This is a genomic window from Bacillus sp. CCNWLW194, from assembly GCF_037120585.1.
Taxonomy (GTDB): domain Bacteria; phylum Bacillota; class Bacilli; order Bacillales; family Bacillaceae_G; genus Bacillus_A; species Bacillus_A basilensis.
Map to the genome: position 1 here is coordinate 171,085 of NZ_JBBBBL010000012.1, position 16,229 is coordinate 187,313.

Sequence of the window (16,229 nt, forward strand, 5' to 3'; positions counted from 1 at the left end):
TTGAGAAATATTTGTATAGACATAAAAACATCCCTTCCAATCAATAAGGAAGGAATGTTGTGTTTAACTAATTTTTGAATTAGGTGTTTCATCAATCTTATGAAACCCTTTCATGTAATACACGATAGCTAAGCCGATAAGCCAAATTGGGCCGACAATCAATGCGATTCGTGTATCTTCTGAATACGCCATTATACCTAATACTAGTGCAAGGAAAGCGAGTGAAAAATATGAACTTAATGGATGTAAAGGCATTTTATATGTTAGCTTATCCTTTTTATCAGGTTGCAATCCTTTACGGAATTTAATTTGAGCGACTAATATAATTCCCCAAGTCCAAATTGCTCCAAAAGTTGAAATACTAGTGAGCCATGTAAATACCTTTGCAGGTACGAGATAGTTTAATATAACGCCAATGAGTAAAACGATAGCAGTTGCTACAATTCCTTGACTTGGAATGCCATTTTTATTTAAACGACCGAATCTTTCAGGAGCTTTCTTCTGCTGAGCCAATGTATATAGCATACGGCCTGTACTAAATAAACCACCATTACAAGATGAAAGAGCTGCTGTTAATACGACAAAGTTAATAATTCCTGCTGCTTTTGCGATACCGATTTGCTGGAATGTTAATACGAATGGACTGCCTTTCTCACCAAGTTCGTTCCATGGATAAATTGCCATCATAACGAATAGAGCCCCAACGTAGAACAGTAATATTCTCCAAAATACGTTATCAATTGCTTTTGCGAGTGTTTTTTTCGGATTTTGAGCTTCCCCCGCTGTAACACCGATTAATTCAACACCTAAATAAGCGAATAACACCATTTGTAAAGAGAGTAGTAATCCAGAAAAACCATTTGGGAACCAGCCACCATGTGACCAAAGGTTTGAAATGCCGGTAGCGATACCGCCGTTTCCGAATCCGAATAAAATAATACCAGCTCCAATAATTATCATACAGATAATTGTGACAATTTTGATGAGAGCAAACCAAAATTCAAGTTCTCCAAATACTTTTACGGATAAGAAGTTAAAAGCACTCATTAATAATAGAGCGAGTAAAGCCCAAGTCCAGCGTGGAATATCTGGGAACCAGTACTGCATGTAAATGCCAGCTGCTGTAATTTCAGCCATACAAGTAACAACCCATAAGAACCAGTAGTTCCAGCCGGTAATATAGCCAGCTAGTGGTCCAAGATAATCATAAGCATATTTACTAAAAGAACCGGCAACAGGTTGTTCAATTGCCATTTCTCCGAGTGCGCGCATAATGAAAAAAATAACGAGTCCAGCGATCATATAGCCTAGTAGAATAGAAGGACCAGCTAGTTTAATAGCGGAAGCAGATCCTAAAAATAGTCCAACGCCAATAGCTGAACCGAGCGACATTAAAGTAATATGTCGTTCTTTTAAACCTCGGTTTAAAGTTCCAGATTTGTTTGTTTGCTGCATAAGAAGAATCCCCCTTGTAGAGTGAACAATATTTGAATGCGCTTGCTAAATATTTAACTATTTCAAATTATAAAACATTTCTATCTGTTATGCTACAAAAATAATCATGATGAACTGTACTAAAGCTGTACTTGTCAGACTTAAACTTAAAATTCGAACTATTAGTGAATATATTGACTCTTCTTTTTATTGATTGTTAAGATTAAGTATTATATTTTCTCACATACTAGTAAGAAAAGAATGTGTGATAATAATTCAGATGTAGGAAGGGTACATAACCATGTTTCAATTACAAAAATATAACACTTCTGTGAAGCAAGAGCTTTTAGCTGGCATCACAACTTTTTTTACATTTGCGTATATTCTTGTCATCAATCCGAAAATATTATCTGATGCAGGTGTACCATTTGATCAAGCTTTTACGGCAACTATTATTGCGACAGTTGTAGGGACGCTATGTATGGCGTTTTTAGCTAACTATCCAATTGTTATTGCTCCAGCTATGGGAATGAATGCGTATTTTGCTTATTCTGTTGTTCAACAGGCAGAGGGAATTACATATGTCATTGCGTTTTCAGCGGTATTTGTAACAGGTATTATTTTTCTTTTATTATCTTTCACTTCATTTAGGCAAAAGCTAATTGTCGCAATTCCTGACAGTTTAAAACATGCGATTGCAGGTGGAATTGGGTTATTTATTGCTTTTATTGGATTACGTCTATCTGGAATTATCGTTGATCATCCATCTAACTTAGTTACGATTGGTGACTTCCATTCTCCAGCCGTTATTTTAACTCTAATTGGTTTAATATTAGCGGCGGTATTAATGGCATTACGTGTGAGCGGTGCATTATTTATTAGTATGATTGTGACAGGAGTTATCGCCTTCTTTACAGGGCAACTGAAGTTCACGGATAAAATTGTTGCGATGCCTCATTTACCAGAGGGTATTATCGTTTCAAATCCAATCAACGCCTTTTCAGATGTAATTGAATACGGATTATATGGCGTTGTATTCTCATTTTTACTTGTACTGTTATTTGATACAACAGGTGCATTACTCGGTTTAATTAAACAAGCAGGTTTAATTACAGATAATACAGAGAAACGTTTTGGTAAAGCGTTTATTGCAGATGCAATTGGTGGGACTACAGGTTCTATCTTTGGAACAAGCCCAACAGCAGCGACGATTGAATCCTCAGCTGGTATTGCTGCGGGTGGTAAAACAGGATTAACAGGTATTGTAGTTGTAGGTCTAACGATTATAACGGCATTCTTCAGCCCTGTTATTGCTTCTTTATCAAGCGTAGCTGCTATTACAGCTCCTTCATTAATTATTGTAGGTAGTTTAATGGCACAAAGTCTTCGTGATATTAATTGGAATGAATTTGAAGATGCATTACCAGCATTTTTAATTTTCGTTGGTATTCCGTTAACGTCTAGTATTGCGAATGGAATAGCAATTGGATTTTTAGTGTATCCAGTTTTAAAGATTGTGAAAGGGAAAGGGATGGAAGTCCATCCGTTACTATACTTATTTACAATTTTATTTGGATGTCATTTATTCTTATAATATAGATATAGGAGAGGAGGCTTCTTATGAGAGGCTCCTTTTTTGTGTATAATAAAGTGAAACTTAAATTAATTATGTAAATTATAAATTACTTAATGGAATGTATATGTTACACTAAGGGTAGAGGAGGAACATGAATGGCTGTAAGTAAAATAAAAGTCGCGCGTGTTCAGTTAGATTTAACACAGCAACAATTAGCAGAAAAAGTAGGCGTTACTAGGCAAACGATTAGTTTAATTGAGAAGGGGAAATACAACCCGTCTTTAGATTTATGTTTGAAAATTTGTTATGCGGTAGATAAAACATTGAATGATTTGTTTTGGGAGGAAAAGGAGTGATAGGATGAAAATCGTGAAAGATGAACGTTTAATGATTGAGGGGCTAAAACATATTAGACTAGTTTTTATCTTACAAAATATCATCATACTAGGTATTGTTTTTTATCGCTACGTTTTGCAAGGGGCAGGATATGAAAGTGTTTCAGATTTATTAATGGTATTTATGGGCGGGATAATAGTTATTAACTTTTTAAATCTGAAAAATTCAGTGGAAGTGTATGAGCATACAGGGGGAGTATCACGCAATTATTTTATGAAGTTATTATTAATTCCAGTAGGTATTGTTATTGGGATCTTAGCTATTTGTATTATTGTAACACCAGATATTTCGATAAGGGAAATTAGTATGACAGGACTTATTATGTTTACTTGTTTTTTAGTTCCTAGTTTGTTTATATACATATATATGAAAAAAATAAAAAATGAAGATTGAAATATAAGAAAAGCTTTCCCGTATTGCGGAAAGCTTTTCTTATATCCTTTTATATAGTACTTTATGAAGACCAATCGGTTCAATTTCAAAGATTTCACCATGTTCCTGAAAGCCTAGGCGCTTGTAATAGTCAGCTACAGTAACTCGGCCATTACACCATAATATATTTGCTTGACGTTCTTGTAATATTTGTTCTGCCTTCTGAATTAAGGAGCTTCCAGCGTGGTTGTTTCGAAATTCAGGTAATGTGGCCATTCCTCGTAAACGATAGTGAATACCGGCTGGTAAGTCAGGGTATATTTCTTTTGAGAAGGAAGCGATACTAACCAGTTTATCGTTTATAAATGCGCCTAAGTGAAAGCTGGCTGTTTCATAGTCGGAAGGGTATTTACAATCTGCTAATGTTTGACTCGGGCGTAAAATTTTTTGACGTAATACGTAAGTTTCAGATCCATCAATATTTTTCACGGTAATCATATTAACATCCTTTCTTATAAACCTTTTTCTGTTAGTTGTATAAAGAAATAGGCAGGTGCGGCGAAAAGTCCGAGTATGCTAGCAGTTCCGAGAAGGAGTGAAAATAAGAGGCAAGAGTATTTTATTCCATTCGATTTTTTCCATCCATAACTACAAATTTCAATGCTAACACCGATGAGAATAATGGCAACGAGTACTTCTGCTAATAATAAGAGAGCTAAAGTTACAATAGACATAATGTGATCCATCCCCATAATATATGATAGTAACATTTTACCATATGAAATGGGGAAAAATGCCCCTCAATTATGTGAGGGGCATTTTTCTATTCTAATATGCTTTTTAGTGTATCGATATGTTCTTTTGAACCTGTTACAAGTAAGGTATCACCGTGTTGTAGTCTTGTATCACCATGTGGAATTAATGCTTTATTCCCACGATAAATTTGAATGACTAGTACATCGCCTAAAAATGGAAGGCGACGAAGTGCAACGCCGTTATATTTATTACTCCGTAGTTCAACTTCACGGACTGTTTCGTTTGCTGTTGTAATTAAGCGCACGAGACTTGGTTTATCAATTAGTGCACGTAATAGAATACGTGTAGAGTTAATTGTTGAGAATACGGCGATATGTTCTTGCGTTGCTTTTTCTTGTAGAAGTGGATCTTCTACACTTGCAATAACATGTTCAACACCTAGCTCTTTAGCATGTTCTGCTAATAATAAGTTTTGTTCATCATCGCTTGTTGCAACAACAACGCGGTCTGCATGAAATGCTGTTTGTTCAGTTAATGATGCAATTGCGATGTCATCTAATTTCACGATAGGGAAGTCATGTGATTTCGCTTCCTCATCATTTATTTTATTTTGACGCATCATATATAGTGTTACGTCATAATCTTCTCGTTTTAAATCAAGTGATAACGGAAGGGTAATTCTACTCGCACCAATAATAGAAACTTTTGGCTTTGGCGTTTCTACTTTCGGGAACATCTTTTTAAATAATATAGGTGCGAAAATACAAGTAATAACTGCGCTTAAAATAAGGGAAGCAGATAAACTTGGACTGATGATGCCTAGTTTTTCACCAATTTGTGCAGCTGCAATAACTAAAGAAAGTGTCGATGTTAATAAGATGGCACTCCCCAGTACGATATTACGTGGATACCATTTTCGTAAAACGAGTGATGGTAACAATTTTGAGATAAAGAGTCCTACAATTAAAATTGGGATCATGAGCATACTAGAAGGTTCTTTGAAAATAGACCAAACCTCTAAATTTACACCAACCATTACGAAGAAAATAGGAATGAAGAAACCATATCCGATGGAATCAAGTTTTTCAACCATATCTTCATTTGGTGATAATAACGATACGAGTACACCTGCTAAGAAGGCACCTAAAATATTTTCTGCCCCAACCGATTCAGATAAACCAACTAATATTAAGATGAGTGCAAAAACAGCTCGTGTATCAATTTGTACACTACCAGCTTTTAAGCTATCTAAGTATGGAATGTTTTTAAAGCGTTTTGCAATGAAGTAAATAATAATACCAGCGCCGAATAGAAGGAGAAGGAGCCACATGCTTTGGCCGCTTTCGGAATTTAATCCGACGAATACAGCGAGTAAAATCATTGTAACTAAATCTGCAATAACAGCGACTAATAAAATGATTTGTCCAATTGCTGTTTTTCCTAAGTTATTCTCTTTTAATGTTGGTACGACAACACCTAAAGAAATTGTTGAAATAATTAAAGTCATAAACATTGCATTATCTACAAATCCTAGCCATACGAATAGTAATGATAGGGCATAAGATAAGATGAAAATAAATAAGAAGATAATACTTGCTGCTTGGAATGTGTTTGGTTCGTTTGTCGTATTCTTTTTCCCTTTTTGTTTAAAGATAGAAAAATCAATTTCTAAACCGCTTAAAAACATAAGAAAGATAAATCCTAGTGTCGATAAGACTTGAAGCCACATATCTGGCTCAATAATATTAAACCCACTTTTACCTACAAAGATTCCTGCGATGATTTCTGCAACAACGACAGGAAGTGCTTTTAATTTAAAGCGTTGTAACAAAAGGGGAACGAAAAACGCGATTGCAACGACAACCATAAGTGATAGAACAGAAGTGTGATGTTCCATTGCGTTCTCTCCCTTCAAATAAATATAGTACCTATTTAGCCATATAATAGGTAGAAAAGCAACGCATATGGATTCGATTTCATAAAGAAAGAGTTTTCTTAACATTTGTCATAATAAGTATACTTTTCATGATTCTGTTGTTAATTCCGTAATGTGGATGAAATAGGAGAGGGCATAAAAAAAGACTGCTGAGGAATCTCAGCAGTCTTTTCATGTACATTACATTGAGAAGAAGATCCATACAGTTAAACCAACTGTTGCAGTTGCAACGAAGAAACTGTATATCATTGTAAGAATTTGAACTCTTCCTTCTCCTTCTTTTAAGTGCATGAACATGATTAATTGTAACAACGCTTGCGCAACAGCCATTACGATAATAGTTGTTAAGATCGTTGAAAGTGGCAGGTTTGTGTAAAGTGCCACGTATAGCGCTAGGAACGTTAGTGCAAGCGATAAAATAAATCCGAAAACGTGTGACCAAGGGAATCCGCTATGCGCATGCCCGTTTGCTTGGTTGTTATTTTGACCCATTTACGCCACCATCCCGTTCAAGTAAACTAGTGTGTAAATAAAGACCCAAACAAGATCAAGGAAATGCCAGTATAAGCTGATAATGAATACTTTACGAGCTGTAACTGGTGTTAAACCTCGTTTCAAAATTTGGATAATAACACAAATTGCCCAAATGATACCGCCTGTTACGTGGGCCCCGTGCGTTCCAAGAAGAACGAAGAATGCAGATAGGAAAGCACTTGTTTGAATTGTTGCGCCTTCACCGATGTACATAATGAACTCTTCGATTTCAAAGAATAGGAAACCTGCACCTAAAAGTAATGTAAGGATGAACCATCCAAGCATTGCTTTTTGGTTGTGCTTACGCATTTCGTGAATTACGATACCACATGTGAAACTACTTGTTAAAAGTAGTAATGTTTGAATTAAAAGCGTTTTAAGTTCAAACAGTTGCGCTGGAGTTGGGCCATCTGCCGTACGACCAGCAAGGACTAGATAAGAGGCGAAAAGTGTTGCGAACAGCATAATTTCAGCCCCAAGAAAAATCCAGAATCCTAGGATATTCAATCTGCTTTGTTCGGATTGATATTCCAAAGGTAAGCTTTTATCTAAAGCCGCCATGTCATTTCACCTCTCATGCTATATGTTCTGTTTCTTTAATTTCATCAACACTTACGTAGTAACCATCGTCATAATCGAATGAACGATAGATTAAGCAAGCTAAAATACCAACGCCGCCGATTGCTGCAAGCCAGAACCAGCTAAATACTAATGCGAAACCTGCAAGACCGAAGAATAAAGACGCAATAATAGGCACACCAGAGTTACTTGGCATGTGAATTGGTTTTAAATCTTCTGCTGCTGGTGTAACTGTTTCTCCGCGTTTCTTCATGTACCAGAAAGCATCAGCTTCTTTAATTTCAGGAAGCTTCGCGAAGTTGTAATGTTGTACAGGAGATTGAGTTGCCCATTCAAGTGTACGACCATCCCATGGATCTCCAGTTGTGTCACGTTCACCGTGACGTGCACTCCAAATTACGTTGTAGCAAAGAAGTAGGAAGCCAATACCCATCATTACCGCACCAACAGATGCGATTTGGTTTAGCCATCCCCATCCAAGACTTTCAGAGTAAGTGTACATACGACGAGTCATACCGTCTAAACCTAAGAAGTACATTGGGAAGAAACAGATGTTGAATCCGCTCATAAAGATCCAGAATGTCCATTTACCTAGGCGTTCATTTAACATATGACCAGTCATTTTTGGATACCAGAATGTGAATCCAGCAAGCATAGCGAATACTGTACCTGCAATTAATACGTAGTGGAAGTGAGCGATTAGGAAGTAGCTGTTATGGTATTGATAATCAGCTGCTGCCATTCCAAGCATAACCCCTGTAACCCCACCGACTACGAAGTTTGGAATAAATGCCAATGACCAAAGCATTGGAACTGTAAAACGAATACGTCCTTTATACAGTGTAAACAACCAGTTAAAGATCTTAACCCCGGTTGGAATCGAAATCGCCATTGTCGAAATCGAGAAGAATGAGTTAACCGCTGGACCTGCACCCATCGTGAAGAAGTGGTGAAGCCATACGACGAAACTTAGTAAAGAAATTGCAACCATTGAGTATACCATCGCACTGTAACCGAATAGACGTTTACGTGAGAATGTACTAATGATTTCAGAGAAAATACCGAATGCCGGTAAAATAACGATATATACTTCAGGGTGACCCCATACCCAGAACAGGTTGGCCCATAACATCGGCATACCGCCGCTCGCCATCGTAAAGAAGTGAGCATCGAATAGACGGTCAAATGTCATTAATGCAAGAGCAACTGTTAATACTGGGAAAGCGAAAATAATGATAATTGTTGTAATTAAGATTGACCAAGTAAACATTGGCATTCTCATTAAAGTCATACCAGGTGTACGCATTTTTAAGATAGTAACAAGGAAGTTAATACCGGTCATTAGCGTACCGAGACCTGAAATCTGTAATGCAATTGCGTAGTAGTTATTTCCTACACCAGAAGTAAACTCTGTACCCGCCATTGGGAAGTAAGAAGTCCACCCAGCGTCTGGAGAACCACCGATTACGAAAGCGATGTTGAATAACATTGCTCCGACAAAGAATAACCAGAAACTTAAAGCATTTAAGAACGGATATGCAACGTCACGAGCACCAATTTGTAATGGTACTACAAGGTTCATTAATCCCATAACGAATGGCATTGCCATGAAAAGAATCATTACTGTACCATGTGTTGTGAAGATTCCGTTATAGTGTTCAGCGTTTAAATAAGTTGTTTCTGGGAATGTTAACTGTGCACGGATCATTAAACCATCCATACCACCACGGAATAACATGATAACCGCAGAAATAATATACATGGCTCCGATTTTTTTATGGTCAACAGTTGTTAACCATTCGTCCCAAAGCCATTTCCATTTTTTATACTTTGTTAGTACGAAAATGATTGCTAATGTCACAAGAACGATAGAAGCGTCTGCACCGTAAATAATCGGGTCACCTGTGACAAAGAATTCATCAAGCTTCACTGTGTTCACTCCAATCTGTTGGAATTATAGCTATTATTTTTTGTTTTTGTAGTAGTTGTAATCACAATATTCAAGTGATTTTGGATCTACATAATCTAAGTGATGGCTAGAGAATGTCATACGACCAACTACACCAGGTTTAACAATTTCGTTGTACTTATCTTCTGTTAGTTTAGGAGCAGTTTGTTGTACTTCTTTAACCCACTTGTCATATTTCTCTTTAGTTTTTGCTTCAACTTCGAACTCCATGTGAGTGAATCCTTCACCAGAGAAGTTCGCGCTACGGCCTAGGTAAGAACCTGGCTTATCAGCTTGTAAATAAAGGTCCATAATCATGCCATCCATTGTGTACTTCATACCACCAAGTTCTGGTACCCAGAAAGCATTCATTGGGCCGACAGAAGTCAGTTTGAATTGAATTGGTACACCAGCTGGGATGTTTAAATAGTTAACGGTTTCAATTTTTTCCTCTGGGTAACTGAATAACCATTTCCAGTTTGCAGATGTAACATAAATTTCAACTGGTTTAATATGTTTGGACTCTTTCGGAACCTCTTCCGAAGCGTAAGTTGCTTTTACTGTTGGGATCGATAATGCGATAACGATAATAACAGGAACAAGCGTCCAAATAATTTCTAATAATGTGTTACCGTGTTGTTCAGGTGGCTCGTAGTCCATATTCTCTGGTTTTTCACGATAACGAATCAAGATGACTGTAAACAGGATGAATACAATTGCGATAATTAATGACATAAGCAAGAATGACCAAACAATTAAATCATACTGTGCTTTTGCAACAGGTCCTTGCGGATTTAATACTGCGAGTTTCTTATCACAGCCGCCGAGGAACAGAAGTAATGATAACGGAAGAAGCGAAGCCAACTTCCAAAATGCTTTCTTTAGTTGCACGATTGAAAATCTCCTTTCTCCTTGGATTGAAACTATGCCAATAAAACAATATAAACCTATTAATTTATAGAAGGCAATAGTTTTTGTCATATTGTTAAAAAATAGACACAAATGCACACTTTTTAAGGTGAATATCATTTGTAACTTGATTACATTGTAAACTATTTTCCAGAGAAAAACGTGATTGTGAAAATTTTAAGATAAATAAAGTTATACCAGGATATCCAAGAAATAGAAAAAAGCTATCTTATCATAAGGAAGATAGCTGAATATTTCGTATATTTAGTTTATTCCTTGTGTGATAGTCTGTTGTTGTTCAAGTGTGACAACTTTTTTGTATTTTACTTGGTGTAAAATGTAAAAAATAATCATAAATGGAATGCCGCAATAAAGAGCGATTCTCTGATCTGGGATGAAAGCTAAACTAACAAATGTAATGAAGTTGAGTGAGAATGCTACGATTGGAACTAGCGGATAGAGTGGTGTACGATATTTTAAATCATTTATGTCGCCACCGTTTTTCACGAAGTTTCTACGGAAGAAAAACTGTGAAGCCGCAATTGACATCCAAACGACAACGGCAGCCATTGCTGCGATAGATGTTAAAATTAAAAAGACAGTATCTGCCGCAAATACACTTGTTAATAAGGACAGACTTGCAAAGATTAGACTGAAAATCAATGCATTTAGTGGTACACCTTTTTTAGTTAACTTCGTAAAAGCTGGACTTGCCATTCCTTGCTTTGCCATCGCCCAAAGCATACGAGAATTTGCATATAGACCAGAGTTAGCTACAGATAATACAGCTGTAATAATAACAAAGTTCATAATGTCTGCTGCATATGGAACGCCAGCTACATCAAATACAAGTACAAATGGACTTTCGACTAGATTAGCCTCTTGCCACGGGAGTAAACCTACAACAACTGATATTGCTAGGACGAAGAAGAATAGAGTGCGCCAAATGGTATTTTTGATCGCTTTTGGAATTGTTTTTTCAGGATTTTCACTTTCTCCTGAAGCAATTCCGATTAATTCTGTTCCCTGGAAGGAGTAATTTACTGTAATCATCGTAAGAAGAACAGCTAATGCACCATTTGGAAATAATCCGCCATTTTCAGTGAAATTGTGAAGCATTGGAGCTGGTTTTCCGTTAAAGTCTAGTAGACCGAACATAACTGCGCCACCGAGTACGATGAAAACAACAATAGTTGCGACTTTTACACTTGCGAACCAAAATTCTGCTTCTGCATATGCCTTTGCTGATAAAGCGTTTACAAGAAAGAGTGCTGCTGCAAATGTAACACACCAAATCCACGAAGAAACGTCTGGAAACCAACGTTTCATTAAAATACTTACAGTTGTTAGCTCTACTCCAACTGTAACCGCCCAATTTAACCAATACATCCAACCGACAACAAACCCAAAACCAGGTGAAATAAATTTGCTTGCATAGCTTTGGAATGAACCTGCTTCTGGCATAGCAACGGATAATTCACCAAGACATAACATCGTTAAATACATAACAAATCCACCGACTAAAAATGCAAGAATAGCTCCACCAGGACCAGCGTTATGGACGATTTGACCAGATCCCATAAATAGGCCAGTTCCGATAACACCACCAAGTGCAATCATAAATAGGTGTCTACTTTTCATTGTTCGTTTTAAATCTGTTTGTTCTACTTGTTGATTCATATGCCCTCACCCCGTTATTTTCTTGTATGTATAAACTGCTTTTCATTCAGAGTTTTTAATCATTAGTGGGGGATGTGACACATACTCGGCTTATTTATTATGAAATGAATGGAGTATGTAAAAATACGAACTATGACTAAATACTCTAAGAATGTTTATTAACAAGGTGATATCTTCACTATGTTAATTATTTTGATTTTAGCAAAATAATTCAGGAAAGTATATCGTTTTTTCCCTCTATTAAAAATAATTAGAATTTTGTAACGTTTTAGTTGTGAACAATAATTCACAGAATCTTTCTAGCAAACTAGTAAGAAGAAAGGTACAATGATAGAAGGTATGTCTGTAAAATAATAATTAATGGAGTTTTGTTTAAAATGAAAAAGTTAAAATATCTTTTTGTTTTTGGAATTATACTTGCTGCCGCGTTTTTTATAGGGAAAGATAAAATTATACAAAAGGCGCAAGTATTCCGTTTAGAGTTTCTATCTGAAATGAAAGAAGCGACTATGATTGAAAATGTTCCGTTTATAAAGCAGTTACCAGAATTACCTCGTGGATGTGAAGTGACAAGCTTAGCTATGTTGCTACAATATAAAGGTGTGCAAGTAGATAAGATGCAACTTGCTAGCGAAATTCATCGTGTTCCATTTGAACAAAATGGTTTACGTGGAAATCCTTATGAGGGGTTCGTTGGAAATATTTATACGAAGGCAGAGCCAGGATATGGTGTATATAATCAACCTATTTTTAATTTAGCGGAAAAATATGTTCCTGAAAAAGTAGTTAATTTAACAGGTAGAGACGTGCAAGATATGTATAAAGTAGTTAGTTCTGGTTCGCCGGTATGGGTCATTATTAATACAACGTTTAAGCCATTAGCTGAGAGTAGTTTTGAAACATGGAAAACAAGCTCTGGCGAAGTGAAAATTACATATTTTGAGCATAGTGTAGTAGTAATTGGATATGATCAAAACTTTGTGTATGTAAATGATCCGCTTAAAAATAATCCGCGTTTGGCTGTTCCGCGAACAGAGTTTGAGAAAGCTTGGGAGCAAATGGGGAAACAAGCGATTACTATTTTATAATAATGAAAAAGTCATCTTTTTGATGGCTTTTTATTTTTAAATTATTTAGATTGAAAATTCAGAAGATTCTTTTAAAAGTTAGCGATTCACGTTATAATAACATTTAACTTGGTGAAGGAGGAGAGAAGAGAAATGGATGTTGCAAAAGAACTTGTTTTGTCAAAGAATCAGTTGGTTGAGTGGAGAAGACATTTTCATAAGTATCCAGAGCTATCTTTTCAAGAAGAGAAAACATCGCAGTTTGTGTTCGATATACTTCGGAAAATCCCATATTTAGAAGTGTCAAGACCTACTAAATATAGTGTAATGGCAAGTTTGGTTGGTAAGCAACCTGGTAAAATAGTTGCGGTTCGAGCTGATATGGATGCTCTTCCTATTCATGAAGAAAATGAGTTTGATTTTATTTCTACATACCCAGGTGTGATGCATGCATGTGGTCATGATGGACATATAGCGATATTACTTGGAGTCGTACATAAGTTAGTAGAAGAAAGAGAGAAGATTAAAGGGGAGATTCGTTTTCTATTCCAACATGCTGAAGAAAACTTTCCTGGTGGTGCAGAGGAAATGGTCGCAGCAGGTGTAATGGAAGGGGTGGATTATATTATTGGTGCTCACCTTTGGGCGTCGTTAGAGGTTGGGAAAGTAGGTGTAATTTATGGTCCTGCAATGGCTGCCCCAGATGTTTTTAAAATTACGATAGAAGGAAAAGGTGGACATGCTGGAATCCCTCATGAAACGGTTGATAGTATTGCCATCGGCACACAAATTGTTACACAAATTCAGCAAATTGTATCTCGCCTCACGAATCCGTTAGATTCCCTTGTAGTATCTGTTACGCAATTTCATGCTGGGACAACTCATAATGTGATTCCAGAACAAGCGGAGATTGAAGGGACAGTGCGGAGTTTAAGACATGAATTGCGAGAAGAAACAGAGCAAAGGATTGAGCGGATTGTGAAGCATGTGACAGGTGCTTACGGAGCGGGATATACGTTTTCTTATGAATATGGATATCGACCAGTAGTAAATGACTATGAAGTTACAGAGATTATTGAGCAAACAGCATTACAGCTTTATGGAAGGGAACGAGTTACTCGTTTACAGCCGACGATGGCCGGGGAAGATTTTTCAGCGTTTTTACAAAAGGCACCAGGGACATTCTTTTTTATCGGAGCGGGAAATAAAGAGAAAGGAATTATATATCCTCACCATCACCCTCGTTTTACGATTGATGAAGATGCATTACCGATTGGCGTGGAAGTTTTTGTATCATCTATTATGAATTTCATAAGTAAAGGAGAATGAGATGAAGAAAATACACGTATTAGCGCTTATTCCAGTTTTTTGTTTAGTTATTGGACCTGTATTTGCTAATTCAGTTATTCCTTACATATTAGGGATGCCATTTTTATTATTTTGGGTATTATTATCGGTTCTCATTACGTCTCTTTGTATGGGGATTGTGTACGTATTCGATCCTGCTAATAAGGGGGATGTAAAATGACCGCATTACTTATCATTATTTTGTTTTTGTTTCTCGCACTATTTTTAGGAATTCGGGCGCAACATGGAAAAGATATGAATTTAGAACAATGGTCAGTTGGTGGAAGAGGATTTGGCACTGTTTTTGTTTTTCTCCTTATGGCAGGTGAAATTTATACGACATTCACATTTTTAGGTGGAAGTGGATGGGCATATAGTAAAGGAGCACCTACTTTCTATATTTTAGGTTATGGTGCATTAGCTTATATTTTATCTTACTTTTTATTGCCGCCAGTTTGGAAGTATGCGAAAGAGCATAATCTCGTTTCACAGCCGGATTTTTTTGTGAAGAAATATAAGAGTCAGACACTTGGCATTATCGTTTCTATCATTGGGGTTATTTCGATTATCCCATACCTTGTTTTACAGTTAAAAGGATTAGGAATTATCGTTTCGGAAGCGTCGTACGGAAGGGTATCACCAGTTATTGCAGTGTGGATTGGCGCAATTGTTATAACGATATATGTAATGGTTTCAGGTATACATGGCTCTGCTTGGACAGCTGCTTTGAAGGATATTATGATACTGTTTATCGTTATGTTTTTAGGTATATATTTACCATATCATTATTATGGAGGATTTCAGCCGATGTTCGAAGCTGTAGAAGCAGCAAAACCAGGCTTTTTATCTTTACCTGATGAAGGAATGAGCATTTCTTGGTTTGTTTCTACTATTGTATTAACAGCTCTCGGTTTCTATATGTGGCCCCATACATTCGCTTCTGCTTTCTCTGCAAAAAATGAAAAAGTATTTCGTAAAAATGCGGCAATTATGCCATTGTATTCTTTAGTTTTACTTTTCGTGTTCTTTGCAGGGTTTGCAGCTATCTTGCAAGTTCCTGGATTAAAGGGAGGGGATGTAGACCTTTCGTTATTCCGTCTGGCTCTTCAAACTTTTGATCCGTGGTTTATTGGGATTATTGGTAGTGCTGGGGTTTTAACAGCATTAGTTCCGGGTTCTATGCTTGTCATGGCCGCTTCTACATTATTAGCGAAAAATATTTACCGAACAATGGTCCCAACTGCTTCGGATCGACAAGTTGCTAAAGCGGCGAAATTATTTGTTCCAGTAGTAACGCTTATAGCTGTTTTGTTCACTTTTAAAGGTGGAGAAACGATAGGGGCACTTCTTTTAATGGGATATAGTATAGTGACACAACTTTTCCCAGCACTTGTATGTAGTTTGTTTCCACGTCAGATTATTACGAAGCAAGGGGCAATTGCAGGAATGGGGATTGGGTTGTTAGTGGTCGCATATATTACTTTATCTGGTTCAACTATAGCTACGATGTTTCCGGGTTTCCCCCAATATATAAAAGATTTAAATGTAGGTATAGTTGCATTGTTAATGAATATGATTGTGATGTTTATCGTTAGTGGGTTTACGAAAAGTGTGTCTATAAAGACAGACAATATAATAGTAGAAAAGTGATTCGTGTGTTAGGGCTATCTTTGAAAAGAGATAGCTCTTTTTTGT

16 protein-coding genes are annotated in these 16,229 nt (G+C 36.7%); 7 read left to right on the forward strand and 9 right to left on the reverse strand.

What is annotated here, in order from left to right; translation table 11 throughout:
* Window positions 1-63 precede the first annotated feature (63 nt).
* A complete protein-coding gene (locus V7S50_RS24615) occupies window positions 64-1,455 on the reverse strand; it encodes an amino acid permease (protein WP_242255335.1) in 1,392 nt (463 codons plus the stop codon).
* Between the two features lie 280 nt (window positions 1,456-1,735).
* On the opposite strand from V7S50_RS24615, the gene V7S50_RS24620 reads away from it, so the two are divergent.
* The 3 genes from V7S50_RS24620 (at window position 1,736) to V7S50_RS24630 (ending at window position 3,799) form a co-directional block, all read left to right on the forward strand.
* On the forward strand, window positions 1,736-3,028 hold the full coding sequence (locus tag V7S50_RS24620) for an NCS2 family permease (protein ID WP_000487208.1): 1,293 nt from the start codon (window positions 1,736-1,738) through the stop codon (window positions 3,026-3,028).
* A 137-nt stretch (window positions 3,029-3,165) separates the two neighbouring features.
* Window positions 3,166-3,366 carry a helix-turn-helix transcriptional regulator gene (locus tag V7S50_RS24625; protein ID WP_000301182.1) on the forward strand — a complete coding sequence of 67 codons (201 nt, stop codon included), beginning with the start codon at window positions 3,166-3,168 and terminating at the stop codon, window positions 3,364-3,366.
* A gap of 4 nt (window positions 3,367-3,370) precedes the next feature.
* The gene (locus V7S50_RS24630; RefSeq protein ID WP_242255334.1) at window positions 3,371-3,799 is read left to right on the forward strand and encodes a hypothetical protein; all 429 of its coding nucleotides are present in this window, start codon (window positions 3,371-3,373) and stop codon (window positions 3,797-3,799) included.
* Between the two features lie 39 nt (window positions 3,800-3,838).
* On the opposite strand, the gene V7S50_RS24635 is transcribed toward V7S50_RS24630, so the two are convergent.
* From V7S50_RS24635 to V7S50_RS24670, 8 genes are all read right to left on the reverse strand, one after another.
* Window positions 3,839-4,276 carry a GNAT family N-acetyltransferase gene (locus V7S50_RS24635; RefSeq protein ID WP_242255333.1) on the reverse strand — a complete coding sequence of 146 codons (438 nt, stop codon included), beginning with the start codon at window positions 4,274-4,276 and terminating at the stop codon, window positions 3,839-3,841.
* Window positions 4,277-4,290: 14 nt separating this feature from the next.
* Window positions 4,291-4,548, reverse strand: a complete 258-nt coding sequence (locus V7S50_RS24640) for a DUF4022 family protein (RefSeq protein ID WP_242255332.1) — start codon at window positions 4,546-4,548, stop codon at window positions 4,291-4,293.
* Window positions 4,549-4,601: 53 nt separating this feature from the next.
* On the reverse strand, window positions 4,602-6,431 hold the full coding sequence (locus tag V7S50_RS24645; protein ID WP_242255331.1) for a monovalent cation:proton antiporter family protein: 1,830 nt from the start codon (window positions 6,429-6,431) through the stop codon (window positions 4,602-4,604).
* A gap of 219 nt (window positions 6,432-6,650) precedes the next feature.
* Window positions 6,651-6,962 (reverse strand): cytochrome aa3 quinol oxidase subunit IV, encoded by a 312-nt coding sequence (qoxD, locus tag V7S50_RS24650; protein WP_000531382.1) that lies wholly within the window; start codon window positions 6,960-6,962, stop codon window positions 6,651-6,653.
* Window positions 6,963-7,565 (reverse strand): cytochrome aa3 quinol oxidase subunit III, encoded by a 603-nt coding sequence (gene qoxC / locus V7S50_RS24655; protein WP_000729313.1) that lies wholly within the window; start codon window positions 7,563-7,565, stop codon window positions 6,963-6,965. It abuts the gene before it with no gap.
* A 13-nt stretch (window positions 7,566-7,578) separates the two neighbouring features.
* Complete coding sequence (gene qoxB, locus V7S50_RS24660; protein ID WP_000762376.1) at window positions 7,579-9,513, reverse strand: cytochrome aa3 quinol oxidase subunit I; 1,935 nt, start codon at window positions 9,511-9,513, stop codon at window positions 7,579-7,581.
* A 33-nt stretch (window positions 9,514-9,546) separates the two neighbouring features.
* On the reverse strand, window positions 9,547-10,422 hold the full coding sequence (locus tag V7S50_RS24665; RefSeq protein WP_063225096.1) for a cytochrome aa3 quinol oxidase subunit II: 876 nt from the start codon (window positions 10,420-10,422) through the stop codon (window positions 9,547-9,549).
* 282 nt (window positions 10,423-10,704) lie between these two features.
* The gene (locus V7S50_RS24670; RefSeq protein ID WP_242255330.1) at window positions 10,705-12,120 is read right to left on the reverse strand and encodes an amino acid permease; all 1,416 of its coding nucleotides are present in this window, start codon (window positions 12,118-12,120) and stop codon (window positions 10,705-10,707) included.
* A 377-nt stretch (window positions 12,121-12,497) separates the two neighbouring features.
* Here V7S50_RS24670 and V7S50_RS24675 point away from each other — a divergent pair, with 377 nt between their 5' ends.
* The 4 genes from V7S50_RS24675 to V7S50_RS24690 all read left to right on the forward strand — a co-directional run bounded on the left by V7S50_RS24675 (window position 12,498) and on the right by V7S50_RS24690 (window position 16,184).
* Complete coding sequence (locus V7S50_RS24675) at window positions 12,498-13,208, forward strand: C39 family peptidase (protein ID WP_147808316.1); 711 nt, start codon at window positions 12,498-12,500, stop codon at window positions 13,206-13,208.
* Window positions 13,209-13,340: 132 nt separating this feature from the next.
* A complete protein-coding gene (locus V7S50_RS24680) occupies window positions 13,341-14,516 on the forward strand; it encodes an amidohydrolase (RefSeq protein ID WP_242255328.1) in 1,176 nt (391 codons plus the stop codon).
* 1 nt (window position 14,517) lies between these two features.
* Window positions 14,518-14,715 (forward strand): DUF3311 domain-containing protein, encoded by a 198-nt coding sequence (locus tag V7S50_RS24685; protein ID WP_242255326.1) that lies wholly within the window; start codon window positions 14,518-14,520, stop codon window positions 14,713-14,715.
* Entirely contained in the window at window positions 14,712-16,184 is a 1,473-nt protein-coding gene (locus V7S50_RS24690; RefSeq protein ID WP_242255324.1) for a sodium:solute symporter family protein, read from the forward strand. The genes V7S50_RS24685 and V7S50_RS24690 overlap by 4 nt, the downstream gene beginning before the upstream one ends.
* The last annotated feature ends 45 nt before the right edge of the window (window positions 16,185-16,229 follow it).